Below are 16940 nucleotides of genomic sequence, written 5' to 3'. Positions count from 1 at the left end.
CATGCAAAAAGGCAAGCAGCCTCTTTGGACCAAGGAATTTATCGTTTTAACCGTATCTAATCTTTTTTTATTTCTGGAATTACAGATGATCGTATCTTCCATTCCTGCGTATGTTAAAAATACATTCCACGCCAGCTCCGTTCAGGTCAGCCTCGTCACTACGCTATTCGCATTGAGCGCGATTGTGGCAAGGCTTTTTTCAGCCCGTATGCTGGAAAAAGGGCATCGCAATACCCTGATTTTCATCGGTCTGCTGTTCGGATTAGCGAGTACGCTCGGATACAGCGTTTCACCGACGATCACGGTGTTGCTACTCATGCGTATGCTGTTTGGCATCGGCTTCGGTTTGAGTAGTACCGCCTTTCCAACCATGGCCTCAAATATCATTCCTGCCAAGCGTCTCGGTGAAGGAATGGGGTATTTCAGCTTGTCCACCAGCCTGGCGATGTCGATTGGACCGACCATCGGTATTTCGATGCTGCAATATGGCAGTTTTAATCTGCTTGTATATACGACCTCAGCTGTCATTGTCCTCATTTTCCCGTTGGCCTACTGGCTGATTCGCACCCTGCCGAAAGGACATGTTGAGCCGCCGATGGTTCCTGTGGAAGAAGGACGAAAACCGGCATTTAACCGCAAGCTCTGGATTCCCGCCTTGCTGAACATGCTCATGTCTATTACGTACGGCGGATTGATCGGCTTTATGGCGCTTTACGGAGATGAAGCCAATTTGTCGCACCCGGCCTATTTTTTCCTGTTTAATGCGCTGTCCGTTCTGATCGTACGTCCCTTCTCAGGCCGTATCTATGATAAAAAAGGAGCAAAAGCGCTGCTCATCCCCGGTTCCCTGTTCCTGTTCGGCGGTCTCATCCTGCTTTCCTATGCGCACAGTGATGCCTTCATGTATCTGTCTGCCCTTTGCTATGGCATCGGTTTTGGCGTCATGCAGCCGACTTTGCAAACGTGGATGATTCAGGTCGTGTCGCCCAAACAACGGGGCATGGCAAACGGTATGTTTCTAAACTCCCTTGATTTCGGAATCGCTGCCGGAGCGCTTATTCTTGGTATTATCGCCAAAGCCAGCGATTATGCGTGGATGTATCGCCTTTCCTCGCTGTTTATCGTATTATTCCTGCTCATCTATATTATTCAGCTTGCTGTAGGTCGCAAGCCCAAAACGCGTGTCCCTGTCGAGGGGTAAAGCATATTTCAAAAAGAGCACCCAACACCATGGCTTCATGGAATCGGGTGCTCTTTGGTTTTATATCGCTCTTATTTGGCCGGGGTTTTGCGTCTCAGCTTGGAAGAAAGCGGCTTTTTCCGGGATACGTCTGTCAGCCCCCCAGTGGCGTTCATATGTTCACCGGATTTTTCGTCTGAGGGTTCATCTTGCTTCGGTTTGACCGCAAACAGCATGAGCAGAGCCGCAATTCCGCCCACTCCGGCCATCACGCCAAAAAGCAAACTATGTCCACTGCTTCCGATCAGCAAGGATACAACCGGAGGACCTAGTGACACCCCGACAAAGCGCATACTGCTGTACAAGCTGGTAATCGTTCCGCGCTCCTCTTTTTCAATCCCTTTCGTAATCAGGGCATCCAAACAAGGCAGTGCCAGTCCAATTCCGGCTCCCCCCAATGTAAACAGTCCGATCACCGCATAAATATGTTGAAAAAAATCCGAGAATGCCAAAGCTGATCGTCAACACTGCCAAACCGGAAAAACCGATCCATTTCATCCGTTTTTTGTGCTTGCCGATGATTTTTCCTCCGATATAAGAGCACAGACAGAGAGAAACCAACGGAATCGCCAGCACGAACCCTTTCCAGACCCCACGAAGGTTGTAACGACTTTCCAGTATGTCGGATAAGTAGAACAGGACGCCAAAAATGACAAACATACAAATGCCGCCCACGGCGAAAATTGCATATAGCCAGCGTCCTTTTTCGTCAAGCACCTGCTTCACATTTCCCAGAAACTCCCGAAACATTATCGGTTGGTTCTTACGCTTGGGCGCATGAATCAGCCAAAGCACCAAAATGAGCGAAATCAGACAGAGGCCAGGAATCACTGCCAATGGCAAAAACCAAAGGACTGCGCCGAGTGCCGCACCCAGAATTGGGCTTAGCACTTTACCGAATGTATTATAGGTCTCGACTACACCCAGGTTTTTGCTGGCTTCTTCCTCGTTCTCATACAAATCCCCCACGAGCGGAATGACAATGGGAAAAGCTCCCGCCGCTCCGACCCCCTGAAGCAACCGCCCCCCAATAATGGTCCAGTACGCTGCCTGATCATGAAGCAGCCATGCCCCCACCGCAGAAATCCCCCCGCCAATCACCGTCAGGATCAAGCAGGGCACAATCACCGCCTTGCGACCAAATCGGTCGGAGAGATATCCCGCGATTGGAATCAGCAAAATGGCAACTACCGCATATACCGTAATTAACATGCTAATGCGAAAGGAGCTGACATGTAGCTTACGTCCGATTTCCGGCAAAACAGGAATCAGCATGGAATTGCCCAGCGTCATCATCAGCGGGATGGAACCTAATGCAAGCAGATTCCCTTTATTTTGTTGCATCCCGTTACCACCTTTGCAAAAGTAATAACACAGCTGTCCAAAATGGTTCAACAAGTGTTATTGTGTTTACATTAGTGTGGATTTATACAGCTACACCTTAAATCCTCCAACCCTTGCATTCAGCAATTTCGACATTTCTGCCAGCGTATGAATGGATGACGCGATATCCTCCATGGAAGCCAGCTGCTCCTCAGCCGCTGCGCTGACGCTCTGGGTTCCGCCTGCGGACTGTTCCGCTACTTCGCGGATACGCTCCACGGCTCCCACCATTTGCCCCGATCCGGTGGACATCTGTTCCACAGACAGATTCACACTGTGAATCTGTTCGCTGACCTGCTGAATGGAGCTGCCAATCTGGCGAAATGCCGTTTCGGCCGATTCCATGATCTTCACACCTGACTGCACTTCAACTGTTCCGGCTTGCATGGTTGATGCGACATTACCCACATGGTCCTGGATATGATACACAAATTGTGTAATTTCCGCTGCTGAAACGGATACCTGGTCAGACAGCCTTCTTACCTCAGATGCTACGACAGCAAATCCTTTGCCCTGTTCTCCTGCTCTGGCGGCTTCAATCGACGCGTTAAGCGCCAGCATCCCTGTCTGCTTGGCAATGCCGGTAATGACAGAACCGATCATTCCGATCTGTTCAGCCTGTTTACTAAGCAGACGTACAGCACGAGCAGAGCTATCTACACTTTCGCTTACCTTTTCCATCTGCCTCATCGCCTGACCGATGGATTGCTCTCCTGCTTCTGCGTCCTTGGCAGCCATATCCGACAGCTTGTACACCTGCTGGCTCGTCACCGCAATATGCTCCAGTCCATGAGCAAGCTCTTTTACTGCATCTGTGGTCTGTGTGATGTCATCGACCTGATGCTCCATGCCAGTCGCTAGCTCTTCCATCACACCGGAAGTATGACGATTGGCCTGATTCATTTCTTCAGTGCTCAGGCTTACCCGCTCGGCGGTCACAGATAACGTACGGGCTGTATCCTGAGCATCCACAATAATATTGCGAAAGCCCGCGATCAGCTTGTTGTACGAGCTGGCAATCATGCCAATCTCGTCCTTGGTCGTAATATCGAGTTGACTACGCAAATCTCCGCCGCCCGCTGACATCTCCAGCAACTGTTCATTCATATGGTACAACGGCCGGATGGAACGAATCAAAATGATCGATTGTGCAATACTGTAAATGATAATAAGACAGCCCAGAATGCTCGTAATCCAGATCGTGTTGGTCATGGTTTGGTGGGCTTCTTGTACTTTCGCCGCTACCATGTCCTCCTGAGATTTAACGAACGCCATCATTTTCACATCAAGCTGTTTCCGTAAAACCCGTTCATTTTCATATATATCGAGTAAATCCGAAAACGGGGGAAACGTATCGATCGTACTCCGGTAACCCGCTGTATTCAATAATCCATGGACGCGGTTGAAATAGGAATTTATTCCCATTTTCAAATCATCCATCGTTTTCTTCGTATCTCCTGCATTCAGATCGAGCAAAGCTTCCGTTTGCTGAAGCAGCTTCACAATTTCGCTCTGCTTGCTTTCAATCCCTTTTCCATATTGTTCATCCCGAGTTAGCAAGTATCCTCGCTCGTCATTAGATATCCCGTTTAACAAAAACTGAAGAGACTTTGAATTATATACAATGGTCTCTTCACGATTCACAATATCCTTGTATTTATTCTCATTTTGTACGCTCAGAATGTAGTTTGTCAGCAGCATAGCTGCAATTACACCCGGAATAAGCAGCGCACTAAGAATCATTTTAGCCTTAATCGTTAAATTCATGAATCGGTCCCCCAGTTATGTCTGAATATAATGTCAACTTACTATATATCGTTTAATTCGCTGAAGTTGTTGAACGAAACAAGAAAAGTGTATAGTTTTTTCAATGTAATTGTGACAATATGGTGAATTAATATGTTCTTTTCTGAAATAAAAACAAAAAAAGTAACGCCATCCTTATATTCATCTCTTATTAGATGATCATGAGATTTATCGGATTTGTGATCTTTAAAAATGATATACTATTTATTTATGTACTATAAATGTCAAGGAGGGACTTACTTGAGTAGTCTGGAACTTACACCGCTTGTTTGCGGACTAACCGAGCTGGAGATCCGTAGCTGCCTGATCTTCCAGCATGGGAGCATGGCGCTGGAATACTACCGTGAACCTCAATTTGCAAATGAACTCTATAAAATAAATTCGTGCAACAAAAGCGTGCTTGCCGCATTAGTCAGCATCGCCATGGATCAGCAAATCGTACCACAGCCGGGTACACCTATCCTCGAATTTTTTCCCCAGATTGCCAAGGACAGCGATACGCGAAAGCGTGATATTACGATTGAACATCTGTTAACGATGTCCGCGGGCTTTAACTGGACTGAATTTGGCGGGCAAAATTCATTTCCGACGATGAGCAAAACATCAGACTGGGTGCAATTTGTGCTGTCACAGCCGCTCGCTGATGTACCAGGTACGCGAATGGAGTACAACTCCGGCTGTTCTCAGCTTTTGGCTACCATTCTGCGTCATGCTTCTGGACAAGCGGTAGCTGAATTTGCCGAGCAGCAGTTATTCCAACCGCTGGGTATCGAAAACTACCATTGGGAAACCGATCCGCAAGGCACTCATACAGGAGGCTTTGGACTGCGTCTCAAACCCATGGATATGCTTCAATTTGGACTGCTCTACCTGAACGAAGGAAGCTGTGAAGGCCATCAGCTCATACAAGCTGAGGCCGTCCGGCACTCCACCCGTGCGCTCCTTCCGACGGCCAAACCCCAAAAAGCCTTTTACGGCTGGCACTGGTGGGCTTCTTCCTTTTCAGACGAAACGGAGAAAAGCGCTGAAACGGATTATTATTACGCGCTCGGCTTTGGCGGTCAATACATTGTTGTCGTCCCGTCTTATGACATGGTGGTTGTTGTTACTGCTGACAAGTTCAAAAAGAAGCGGACTCCTGTGGATATATTCAGGCAGTACATCGTACCGATGCTTGTTCAGCAAGGGTAAATAAAAATCGAAACCTAAGTTGAAAATTGCCATTACGACTCCAAAGCAAAAAAGGGTCTGCCCGGTTGATCAGGCAAGCCCCTTTTTGCAATACATTGCTACACTATAGAATGGCGAATTTTACTTGTGAGCGAAAGTGTACATGACCTATCCCAAGTGAATGGTAAGCTCCTGCTGTCCGCTTGAGGCTGGTGTAATGATCACACCCTGCTCTCCCGCTTGACTGCTGCCACCCTCGACCTGAATAGCTTCGTGAATGCACCGCAGTACCAGTGACCATGGTTTAACCGTACCCTCAGCTTTCACCGTAATCACAGCATCCTTGCGACTGGCAGTGACGGTCAGCTCTTCTTCACCAGAAGTGTTCACGATAACCGTCCGAGCCTGCTGCCCTTCACCCAGCTCGAACAAGTGGAAAGACACTTGTTCTGCATAATCATAATCCGGACGGCTGTCCTCATGACCGATCGCCAGCAGCGTGTTCGGCTTCACCAGCACGGGCAGGGTTGTAAAATCGTGATGCTCGTTAACCCAGCGACCACCCGACACGGTTTCATTCGTCAACAGATTCGTCCACTGGCCCTCCGGAACGTAATACTGTACGTTGCCTTCCTTATTAAAGATCGGGGCCACCAAAATGGAATCGCCCAGCATGTATTGCAGATCCAGCGTTGCACAGCTCGGGTCCAGCGGGAATTCCAGCACCATTGCCCGCATCATCGGCAGACCCTTCACCGAGGATTCCACAGCGGACGGATACAGATACGGCATTAATGAACATTTGAGCTTCGTAAAGCTGCGAACCACATCCACCGATTCTTCATCGAACAGCCAAGGCACGCGGTACGATTCATTTCCGTGCAGACGACTGTGGGAAGACAAAAGCCCAAATTGTACCCACCGTTTATACACGTCCGGCGCAGCCGTTAATTCAAAGCCGCTAATATCATGGCTCCAGAAGCCAAAGCCGCTCAAACCAAGCGATAAGCCGCCCCGCAGCGATTCCGCCATCGACTCATATGTCGACGAGCAGTCACCGCCCCAGTGAACCGGGAACTGCTGTCCCCCGGCCGTAGCGGAACGTGCGAACAACGCCGCTTCATTTTTACCCAGCTTTTCCTCCAGCACGTCAAATACAGCCTTGTTGTACAAATGCGTGTAATAATTGTGCATTTTCACCGGATCAGAGCCGTCATGATACACCACATTCGTAGGAATCCGCTCGCCAAAATCAGTTTTAAAGCAATCCACACCCTGATCCACCAGCACCTTCAGCTTATCCTGATACCAAGCCACCGCAGCCGGATTCGTAAAGTCAACCAGCCCCATACCCGCCTGCCACATGTCCCATTGCCATACGCCGCCATCGGCGGTTTTGACCAGATACCCGTTCTCCATGCCTTCATCGAATAAAATGGATTTTTCCGCAATATACGGGTTAATCCAAGCACAAATTTTGAGTCCCTTCGCTTTCAAACGCTGTAGCATACCTTCCGGGTCCGGGAACATATCTTGATCCCATTGGAAATCGCACCATTGGTATTCCTTCATCCAGAAGCAGTCAAAATGGAATACCGAGAGCGGCAAATCACGCTCAGCCATCCCGTCCACAAAATGATTCACCGTCGCTTCATCATAATCGGTCGTGAACGAGGTGGTCAGCCACAAACCAAAGGTCCAGGCAGGTGGTAACGCGGGCTTGCCCGTCAGCTTGGTGTAATTGTCCAGCACCTCTTTAGGGTTGGCTCCGCCAATAATAAAATACTCTAACGATTCGCCAGAGACGCTAAACTGCACCTTCGAGACATTTTCCGATGCAATTTCATACGATACCTTTTCCGGATGATTGACAAACACACCATACCCTTTATTAGACAGGTAAAATGGAATGTTTTTGTACGCCTGCTCACTGCTCGTGCCGCCGTCCTCATTCCAGATATCGACCACCTGCCCATTTTTCACAAATGGAGTGAAGCGTTCCCCGAGGCCGTATACGTACTCCCCGATTCCCAACTCCAGCTGCTCCCGGAAAAAAGGCTGATCCTGTGGGTCTGTAATGTATCCAGGCCCACGATGTCCGCTACCCGTGATTTTACGATCCTCCACATAAAAACCTACGTCCCAGCTCTTTCCACGACCGACACGCACACTCAGATTACCGCTTTTCAGCACCGCTGCGTCCTCACCTGCCGTAATCTCCACCTCTGTTGGCAAGGTATGAATTTCAAAATCCGGTCCATGATGCACCCGCCCCTTGTGGTGGTTAAAGCGTACCCGAATGACATTCGGCATCGGCGAGCTATAGGTCGCTTTCAGCAACGCCCCGTTCAGGGTGTCTCCTTTATGCTCGATCCGGTGGGTCGACGCGTATACCGTCATGGAAACATCGTCCGTCACAATATCACGGATTTCCGCAGGATTTTGGATCTCATAGCCTTTGCGGACCATCCAATAGCCATCTGTAAATTTCATCTGTTTATTTCCTCCGTTTCGATCTATATATTGTTGAACCCAAATAAAATCGCTTGTTGGATTTTTTCGAAATCCTTACTATAATAATATTGATTTATGTAAGGGTTTACTTCTTTTATTTTGACGTATTGTATCAATATTTTGATATTTTCTATACAAAACAAAAATCAGGAAGGGAGTGGGTGAAATGAATCGGGAAATGTTGCGGGAAAATCGTATTCATGGTAATCCCATGTATCCGGTCAGCGTGTATCCGAGCGTAGAGCAGTTGAACGGAAACAGCGTGCTGGAGTCTCATTGGCATGAGGAAATGGAGTTTATCGTCGTGGAGCAGGGTAGCGCCGTCTTTCAGACGGATATGGAATACACCGAGGTCAGCGAAGGTGAGGCTCTTTTTGTCAACAGCGGAGAGCTACACGCCGGATATTTAAAAAAAGCGCCAAGCTGCGTATTCTCTGCTGTGGTATTTCATCCCGATCTGCTGCACAGCCGGACACAGGATACGGTGCAGGAGCAGTTTATCGACCCTTTTATCAGCAAAAAGCTCGTCGTTCCCCCTCACATTCGCGGGGTCCTGCCTTGGGAACAGGAGGTACTGACCGCGCTGCGCCGCATCATCACCAGCCATGAGCAGAATGCGCCTGCCCGTGAGCTGGCGACCAAGGCACAGCTCTATGGCATCATCGCCAGCATGTATCCTCATATGACCCCGGCTAACGGAGAAGACGTGATTATGGCAGGTCAGCGCAGCAAAGTCGAACGAATCAAAAAAGCGCTGGCGTACATCAACAGTCATGCTCATGAGCCCATTCGTTTGCGGGATATCGCGGATGAGATTCGTATGAGCGAGGGACACTTTTGCCGTTTCTTCAAGCAGATGGTGCAAAAAAGCCCGGTCGAATACATCAATTACCACCGGGTTCAGAAGGCTTGCAGACTGCTGGAGCAAAGTGACCGCAAGGTGGTCGATATTGCGCTGGAGGTTGGCTTTGATAATCTGAGCTATTTTATCGCAACCTTTAAAAAATGGAACGGCATGCCTCCTTCACAATATCGCAAGCAGCACGAAGCCGAGCAGATGGTTGGAGCAACGCCCTTTGTCACAGATATAAGTTGAAGGATGGCAAAAAGTAAAAGGCGAACTCCAAGCTGAATATGAACAGCTCAAGAATTCGCCTTATACGACATCTTTAATCTTCATTTACCTCTTGGTATATGGCTCCGAGTCGCGAATTTCTTCCCACATATGGCTTGTATCCATAAGCTCCTTCGTAATCATCTGCTGGCGAAAAGCCAACATTATACTCCCTGCCATCTGCTAAAGTGTAGAATAAACGGAATAATCCCTCTGAGCAAAAATAGGCATGATTCACGGGTTCACCCGTTTCGATCAGATACGTTCCCTGCTGTACATGTTTTACACGGGTTCGTTCTACAAATCTGTTCCAATCCTGCTCTACAATCGAGGCCTGATAAACCATCTGCTCTAATGAAAGATAATACTGATACATATGCTCATTGCTCCCCGGAATTCTTAAATAGAAGGAAACCTTTTTGATTTTTAAATACAGAAAACAGGAGCTATCTCTCCAGTCTTTACAGACCTTATGGGACAACCCCCTTTCAAAAAAGCGCACATATCATAAATACACGCGTATGGGCAAAGTAGCCTGTCAGGCTTCCGCAATATCCTCTTCGACGAAGATCGAAACCTTGCGGATACCGTCTGCTCCGATCACAACAAGCCCCTGATCCGACAGGCGGATTTCGGGGATGACGACCAGCGCCAGCAGCGACAGTGTCATCAGTGCGTTGTTCAGCACACAGCCGGATTGCTGAAGTGCCCGGCTGATGCTCTCGGACTGCGCAGCCACCTCTACAAACGGCGCAGGAGACATCAGCCCGGCGATAGGCAGCGGGAAGCGCGTTTCGCCCGAGGCGGACACGACCACTACACCGCCGCGCATAGCCACGGCCTGCTTCGCCGCCTGGGTCATCAACTCGTCATCGTTGCCAATGACGAGCAGGTTGTGGCTGTCATGCGCCACAGTCATGGCAATGGCAGCAGGCTCGGTGAAACCGACGCCCGTCACGAGTGCCACCGCATGGCTGCCACTGGCATGATGCCGCTCGAAGACGGCTATTTTGCACAGATCCTGCGCGGGATCTGCCGTGACCTCACCATTGCGGACCGGAACGGTCATCCGCACTTCCTTCGTGTCCACGTGATTTTCCGTGACACGAATGACTCGTACAGGTACGTTCCCCTCCTGTACTGGAGCCGCAATGCGGAAATCCGCAGCGCTCAGGTCGCGTCCCAGACGGACCGTGTCCATCACTTCCGCAGGATAAACGAAGCCCTCCCAATCGGCGACCATTTGGCCGTGCTCGGCCACCAGTTGACCCGCCGCAATCGTAGCGGTCACGTTCACTTCGGCCAGACGGCCATCGAGCAAAATAATATCGGCAATCGCCCCCGGAATAATCGAGCCGATATCCCGTGCTACGCCGAAGCGCTCTGCCGTATTCAGCGTAGCCATCTGAAACGCGGTCACGGGCTTGACGCCCTGCGCAATGGCATGACGCACGACGAAGTCCATCTGACCCTCATGGAGCAAGGATTCCGCGCTGCGGTCATCCGTCACCAGCATCATGCGACGGGTGTCGAGGCCCATTTCCGTGCTGGCGCGGATGGTCTCGGCCACATCATGCCATGCGGAGCCCTGCCGCATTTTGGCATACATGCCGAGCCGGATACGCTCGGCTACATCCTCGGGCGTGACACATTCGTGGTCGCCTGTAATCCCTGCGGCTGCATATACTGGCAGCCGCCAATCGTCGGAAGCCCATGTAAAATGGCCGTCCGCCACCTTGCCCGCGCGCAGCGTGGCCTGAATTTCCCCGATCATCACATCGTCTCCATAGACAACGCCCGGGAAATTCATAACTTCGCCCAGCCCGATCATATCCGGGCCCCAGCTTAAGGCTTCCTCGACTTCCGCCGGGCCGAAGGAGGCCCCTGTCGTTTCCAGTTCCGGCCCTGTGGACGGAACACAAGAAGCCACCTGCATGTAAGCAGCCAGCGGTGTCGTACGTGCTTCATCAAGCATCAGGCGAAGCCCTTTCAGACCGAGAACATTGGAAATTTCATGCGGGTCAAAAAATCCACCCGTCACGCCCAGCGGCAGCACCGCTTTTGCAAACTCGGTTACCGTAAGCTGCGTGCTTTCGATGTGACAATGTCCATCCAGTAATCCCGGTGCCATATAGCGGCCTTCCGCTTCAATGATCACGGTGTCTTCTCCAATGGTATGGCTAACGTCCCGACCGACGTATGCGATACGGGAGCCCTGCACAGCAATAGACATTCCCGGTAATAATTCGCCCGATACCACATTGACCAGCGTTCCTCCGCGGATAACCAGCGATGCCTTGCGCTCCCCTCTGGCTGTAGCTACCAGCTCGGGTACACAGTCCGCCAGCGGCGCGCGTTGAAATACACTCTTCATGTCCATTACGTTTTGTAACCTCCGTTTATGCTTCTTACCTGTTTTTCTTATTTGCTTATGTTACTGGAATACGTACAATTATGCCAGTCTTACAGAACAGGATCACTTTCTTCCACTTTACGGGTATACGTATCCGATACCTGCGAACTCACGAACGGTGTAATTTCGCCTATCGTATAGATGTGTAGCAAATGCATAGCCCGTGTACAGGCAGTGTAGAACAGCTTGCGCTCACTTTCACGCTGATATTGCTCCGCTGAACCGTCATAGATCAGGACCGCATCAAATTCCACGCCTTTTGCCAGGTAAGCCGGAATGATATGGACTCCCTTTTCAAAAGCCGGGGTTGTCTTCTTGATCAGCCTTGGCTTCACGGGCAACTCTCCTTCGAGCGCTTCATAAGCTGTCGCACTTTCTCCGGCATTTTTGCAGATCACTGCCACGGATTCATAACCCTCTGCCAGCAATTCCGTGATGTTCCCGACGATCAGACGATACAGCGTTTCACGCGAACGTACCTCCGTAACACGAGGCTTCTCACCCTTGCGGTTAAACGGTACAATATGCTCGCCTCCAGCCACCATTCCCCGGGTAAACTCCACAATTTCCTGTGTCGAGCGGTAGCTGCGTGTCAGGGAAATCATCTCGGTTTGTTCCGCTCCATACAGCTCATAGAGAGGCTCCGCATCCTGAAGGACAGAAGCATGCGCATAGATCGCCTGATTAAAATCGCCCAGCGCGGTCATTTTAGCCTGTGGAAACAAGCGTTTGAAAAAAGCCAATTGGAAGGGTGAATAGTCCTGTGCTTCATCAATAAACACATGACGGATATGGCTATTGGAACGGAAGCCCAACATCAGCTCACGCAGATATAAAAATGGTGTCACGTCCTCATATGCCAGTTCCCCGGCCTGCATCCGATCCAGCGTTTGACGGCTGATTTCACTCCAGCTATCGGGCAGCTCGGCGTGATTGGCCAGCTGGCTCAGTAGCGTCTCATTCAGGAACAACTCGCCATATAAGCGGGTCGTGTCCACAAAGCGAAGTGCTTTGATCCATTTACGCAAAGGCTTCAAGCGGTCACTGACCACCATTCGCGCCAATATTTCCCGTTCACGTGTAAAATCGTCAAAGGTATGGCCTTTATTCTTGGATTTACGCCGCATGCGATTATAAGCACGCTGGTAATCCTCAGGTTCCATCAGGTCCATCTGCTGATCAACCCATGGAGCGGAGCATTCCTCTTTACCGAAACGGGCCAGCTCCTTGAGCATCCAATCCCGAAGCAGCTCCAGCCGATTCGCCAGCCGAACCGAAGCATCAAACCCATAAAACTTATGCACCATTTCCTCCAATGGAACCACCTCGCGCCCTTGAAACCGGATCGGTTTAAAACGCATACCCTCCTGCTCCAAATACGCCTTGTATCCGGTAATGGCTTGCAAAAACGTCTTGGACGACTTAAAGCGGATGCCTTCCATTCTGGCCTCATACCCCGGCTGTGAAGATGCCGACAATACATATTCCAGCTGCTCAAAAGGGTCTTCCAATTGAAACTCCCGGCCCAGCCGACGCTCCAAATACTCCTGAAGCGTCGCCTGGAGCATGTTTTCCTCACCCAATTCAGGTAATACCGTCGAAACATAGCTGTTAAACATCGGATTGGGCGAAAATAGCACTACCTGATCCGCGCGCAAGCGGTCACGGTACTTATACAGCAAATAGGCTACTCTCTGGAGCGCAGCAGATGTTTTGCCGCTTCCTGCCGCCCCCTGTACGATAAGCATCCGGCTTCGATCATCACGAATGATGCGATTCTGCTCCTTTTGGATGGTTGCCACGATACTTTTCATCTGAGCATCCGAGCTGCGACTCAGCACCGCCTGTAGCAGCTCGTCTCCAATCGTTACCCCTGTATCGAACATAAAACGAATCTGTCCATCTCGGATCGAGAATTGGCGCTTGAGCGTCAGTTCTCCTTCCATTTCCCCTGCTGGAGTCTTATAGGAAGCGGGACCCGGCATATTATCGTAATAGAGATTGGAAATCGGCGCACGCCAGTCGTAGACCAGAAATTCCTCATCCTGATTATCCAGCAGGGAAGCAATCCCCAGATAAACACGCTCTGCGGGCTGCCCTTCCTCAGCAAAATCAATACGTGCAAAATACGGTGATTCCAGCAGCTTTTTCAAACGACCTAGCGCCTCTGTAGAATGCTTGTGCCTGCGCTCCCGTTCCGACAGAATTTCAGATTGCTGACGTAAACTGGTGGATGTCTCTCCCACATCATCCGCCTCACTAAAGTTGATCGTTACCTCATCCCAAAAGTCTTTACGCATATCTACGACATCTCCGCGTACAGAGCCAACCTCCGTCTCCAGCTTCCGAATTCGCCCGCTAATGACAGCAGTCACGTCCTCTACTCTCCGTTGTTCCTCGTTCCATTGCTGCTCAGTAGCCACTGGCATCACTCCTGTTCCGTTTCCTCCTGCTCCACCGCAGGGCTAAACTATGCTCTATTATGGACCTGGGTATACCCCTGGCATCCCTCTGATCCGGGAAAATTGACTTACACTTTGAAACATGCTATAATATAAAAAGAAGTGTGATTAACGACTTTAAACTTATGGTTTTATCATAAACATAGCATCCTCTATTGTAGCAAGTTTAACCCCTGTTCGCAACCAGCGGGCTTTTTTTATGCCTTTATATACGTAAAAAGCGGTCGTCCATCTATAAGATGAATACGGCCGCTTTTTACTTTTTCATACATTCGCTACTTGCTCTCTTCCACAGGATGAATATGTTCCGCCAGTCTGCTCAACCGCTCCAGTTGATGACCATAGTCATACATCGCAGCAGCCACAATCGAGAGTCTCAGCATCCCCTCCTGACAGTGGTCAAAACGGGTAATCGCATGCTTCATAAACTCACCGTTCGCCTGCTGGAACATTTCGCTTTCGTCCTCGTTCGGTTTCAGCTTATCTTCAAACTTCAGCAGCGCATGTTCATGGAACCGAATCAGCAGTTCCAGATGACCATCAAAAAACGCATCCGTTCCCTTCGGTCGCACAGACTGGAAGTAGTGCCTTTCCACCGCGTCCAGTACCTCATATCCTTTGTGCAAACTTCCGAGCATTTGCTTGTATACCACCATCTGTCTCGTCTGACTGAACCGGGAGCGCTTGAGCTTCTTCTGCTCTTCCTCGAACAAATGATATTTATCCGATAGCGATTTTATGGCTCCCTCCAGATTGCCTTTTTCCTCTTTAAAGACAGACTCCTTAATCTCATCGGAAATGGCGGTGCGCAGCAGCAAGGACATAGTGTTAAATACACTTTGAATCTGATTGATAAACTGTCTTTTCGGTTTCGGAGGAAACACCGTAATATTAATAACAAAAGCAGAAACAATCCCGATTAAAGTAAGCACAAAACGGGTCACCGCAAATTTCCAGTCATCCGAGGCTTCCATGACAGAAACAACGGTTACCAGTGTTAGTCCTACCGTATCAGCCATATTTAATTTCAGACATATCATAAGTACCAGCACACATACCAAACCAACCGCAATAGGCTCATTCGAAAATACCATTCCGCCCAGCAAAGCCATGATTGCACCTAGTGTGCTTGTTTGGAGTTGATCCAGAAAATAACGCCACGACCTGTATATTGACGGTTGCATGGCAAAAATAGCGGCTATCGCTGCCCCCACAGGCGAATGGGTGTTCAAAAGCATGCTCAGAAAAAGGGCGAGCGTCACTGCGATTCCCGTTTTTAACACCCGTGCTCCAAAAGCCAAAGCCATCCCTCCTGCTTACCCTTCAAATTTATTCATACCGAATTACTATAATGAAATTTCAATGTAAAGTCCATGCTTTATTATTACCCAAAACAATCGGAGACAAGGAATATTTATGAAATGCACAGATCCTGCTAGAATACATATCAATACAATCTACTGATCTGTATCAACGTCACAGGAGGACCGCATCGTGCCATGGATTAGCAAAATGTTAGACGAGCCTCGAAAGTGGCCGCGTAATATCCGATTGTTTTTTATCGCCAATCTGCTGTATCAGATGGGTACGGGAATGTTTTCCGTTCTGTATAACCTGTATATCCAGGAGCTTGGCTTTGGGGATGACATGAATGGCCGAGTGGTGAGCATGCAAGCACTGGCTACAGCCTTGCTATTTATTCCGGTCGGTTTTTTGGGGGATCGGAGGAGCCGCAAACACATGCTGGTCATCGGCGCGTTATTCAGCGGTGTTGCCTTTCTCATCCGTACCTTTACGGATACCAGTGGCAGTATGCTGGTTTTCGCCGTCGTTTCGGGTGTATTCGCCGCCTTTATTCAGGTGCTGGCTGTACCCTTTTTAGCGGAAAGCATCAGCAAAGCCCAACGCTTGAAAATATTCAGCTATTACTCTGCTCTTGTACTCGCAGCACAGGTCATGGGGAGCTTTGGCGGTGGTGTGCTTGCGGATGGGCTGCAAACGTGGGGGATCACACAGCTCTCCAGTCTGCGGGTTGCCCTGTTCCTCGGAGGAACGGCAACATTAACCGCTTTTATACCATTATTGTTCATGACAAAAGCAACTCATGTTGAGGAAGAAGCGGCCCTTGCGAAATCGACACCTGAACCGGTATCAGCGAATACGGCGGAATCCACGTCCGCTTTACCAGTACCACCTGCTCCTGCTGCTTCTTCGGATACCAGAGTCATCGGACAATTTGTCCTTGCCCAGTTTTTTCTCGGGTTGGGCTCAGGTCTGGTCATCCCTTATCTCAATTTGTATTTTACGAACCGCTTTTCCGTATCGCTCAGTGCGATGAGTTTGCTGATTGCTCTCGGTCAGCTGATGACGATCCTCTCTATGCTGATCGGGCCTACGCTTGGCAGCCGAATCGGACTGGTCAAGGCTGTCGTTGGCTTCCAATTGCTCTCGCTCCCGTTTCTCCTGATTACCGGCTTCACAAATGTCCTCTGGATTGCTTCCATCAGCTTTCTGTTCAGGCAAGCGTTGATGAATGCCGCCAATCCGCTGCAAACCGCCATTCTGGTGGAACGTGTATCGGATAAGAACCGGGGGGATTGCCAACTCGGTTCTCCAGACGACCTGGATGCTAGGAACCGCAGGCATGGGACCTGTACAAGCCTATCTGGTTACGACCTACGGCAATTACTGGGGCTATGCCATCACGTTCAGTATGACAGGTGTATTTTATATTTTGTCCTCCCTCGTCTACTATTGGATGTTCCGAGAAAACCGCCCGTCCGCGGGTCAGCTTTTACAAAACCCGGCAAGCCCGTAAACAAAATCATGGCACAATAA

9 protein-coding genes and 2 pseudogenes are annotated in these 16940 nt (G+C 49.7%); 4 read left to right on the top strand and 7 right to left on the bottom strand.

The window, feature by feature from the left end; translation table 11 throughout:
* The first annotated feature begins 1 nt into the window (after window position 1).
* On the top strand, window positions 2-1201 hold the full coding sequence (locus QMK20_RS09720; RefSeq protein ID WP_283655551.1) for an MFS transporter: 1200 nt from the start codon (window positions 2-4) through the stop codon (window positions 1199-1201).
* 71 nt (window positions 1202-1272) lie between these two features.
* Here QMK20_RS09720 and QMK20_RS09715 read toward each other — a convergent pair.
* Both QMK20_RS09715 and QMK20_RS09710 read right to left on the bottom strand, forming a co-directional pair.
* Window positions 1273-2584 (bottom strand): annotated as a pseudogene (locus QMK20_RS09715) (MFS transporter).
* Between the two features lie 90 nt (window positions 2585-2674).
* Entirely contained in the window at window positions 2675-4390 is a 1716-nt protein-coding gene (locus QMK20_RS09710; protein ID WP_283655550.1) for a methyl-accepting chemotaxis protein, read from the bottom strand.
* 279 nt (window positions 4391-4669) lie between these two features.
* Between QMK20_RS09710 and QMK20_RS09705 the strand changes: the two genes are divergently transcribed.
* A complete protein-coding gene (locus tag QMK20_RS09705) occupies window positions 4670-5620 on the top strand; it encodes a serine hydrolase domain-containing protein (RefSeq protein WP_283655549.1) in 951 nt (316 codons plus the stop codon).
* A gap of 147 nt (window positions 5621-5767) precedes the next feature.
* Here the strand turns inward: QMK20_RS09705 and yicI are convergent, their stop codons facing one another.
* Window positions 5768-8092, bottom strand: a complete 2325-nt coding sequence (gene yicI, locus QMK20_RS09700) for an alpha-xylosidase (protein WP_283655548.1) — start codon at window positions 8090-8092, stop codon at window positions 5768-5770.
* Window positions 8093-8279: 187 nt separating this feature from the next.
* On the opposite strand from yicI, the gene QMK20_RS09695 reads away from it, so the two are divergent.
* Window positions 8280-9209, top strand: coding sequence for a helix-turn-helix transcriptional regulator (locus QMK20_RS09695; RefSeq protein WP_283655547.1), 930 nt, complete (start codon window positions 8280-8282; stop codon window positions 9207-9209).
* Between the two features lie 73 nt (window positions 9210-9282).
* On the opposite strand, the gene QMK20_RS09690 is transcribed toward QMK20_RS09695, so the two are convergent.
* The 4 genes from QMK20_RS09690 to QMK20_RS09675 form a co-directional block, all read right to left on the bottom strand.
* Entirely contained in the window at window positions 9283-9603 is a 321-nt protein-coding gene (locus tag QMK20_RS09690) for a Crp/Fnr family transcriptional regulator (protein ID WP_283655546.1), read from the bottom strand.
* 162 nt (window positions 9604-9765) lie between these two features.
* Window positions 9766-11607: an adenine deaminase gene (locus QMK20_RS09685; RefSeq protein WP_283655545.1), complete on the bottom strand. Its 1842-nt coding sequence runs from the start codon at window positions 11605-11607 to the stop codon at window positions 9766-9768.
* A gap of 83 nt (window positions 11608-11690) precedes the next feature.
* Window positions 11691-14069: an RNA polymerase recycling motor HelD gene (gene helD / locus QMK20_RS09680; protein WP_283656237.1), complete on the bottom strand. Its 2379-nt coding sequence runs from the start codon at window positions 14067-14069 to the stop codon at window positions 11691-11693.
* 308 nt (window positions 14070-14377) lie between these two features.
* Window positions 14378-15409, bottom strand: coding sequence for an FUSC family protein (locus QMK20_RS09675; protein WP_283655544.1), 1032 nt, complete (start codon window positions 15407-15409; stop codon window positions 14378-14380).
* Window positions 15410-15614: 205 nt separating this feature from the next.
* Here QMK20_RS09675 and QMK20_RS09670 point away from each other — a divergent pair.
* Window positions 15615-16920 (top strand): annotated as a pseudogene (locus QMK20_RS09670) (MFS transporter).
* The last annotated feature ends 20 nt before the right edge of the window (window positions 16921-16940 follow it).

The sequence above is a fragment of the Paenibacillus sp. RC334 genome, assembly GCF_030034735.1.
Taxonomy (GTDB): Bacteria; Bacillota; Bacilli; order Paenibacillales; family Paenibacillaceae; genus Paenibacillus; species Paenibacillus terrae_A.
This window is presented reverse-complemented; position numbering and strand designations above follow the sequence as displayed.

Coding starts and splice junctions, on each gene's coding strand:
- QMK20_RS09695 (WP_283655547.1), top strand. CDS start 8,280: ATGAATCGGGAAATGTTGCGGGAAAATCGTATTCATGGTAATCCCATG.
- QMK20_RS09685 (WP_283655545.1), bottom strand. CDS start 11,607: ATGGACATGAAGAGTGTATTTCAACGCGCGCCGCTGGCGGACTGTGTA.
- QMK20_RS09720 (WP_283655551.1), top strand. CDS start 2: ATGCAAAAAGGCAAGCAGCCTCTTTGGACCAAGGAATTTATCGTTTTA.
- QMK20_RS09710 (WP_283655550.1), bottom strand. CDS start 4,390: ATGAATTTAACGATTAAGGCTAAAATGATTCTTAGTGCGCTGCTTATT.
- yicI (WP_283655548.1), bottom strand. CDS start 8,092: ATGAAATTTACAGATGGCTATTGGATGGTCCGCAAAGGCTATGAGATC.
- helD (WP_283656237.1), bottom strand. CDS start 14,069: ATGCCAGTGGCTACTGAGCAGCAATGGAACGAGGAACAACGGAGAGTA.
- QMK20_RS09690 (WP_283655546.1), bottom strand. CDS start 9,603: ATGTATCAGTATTATCTTTCATTAGAGCAGATGGTTTATCAGGCCTCG.
- QMK20_RS09675 (WP_283655544.1), bottom strand. CDS start 15,409: ATGGCTTTGGCTTTTGGAGCACGGGTGTTAAAAACGGGAATCGCAGTG.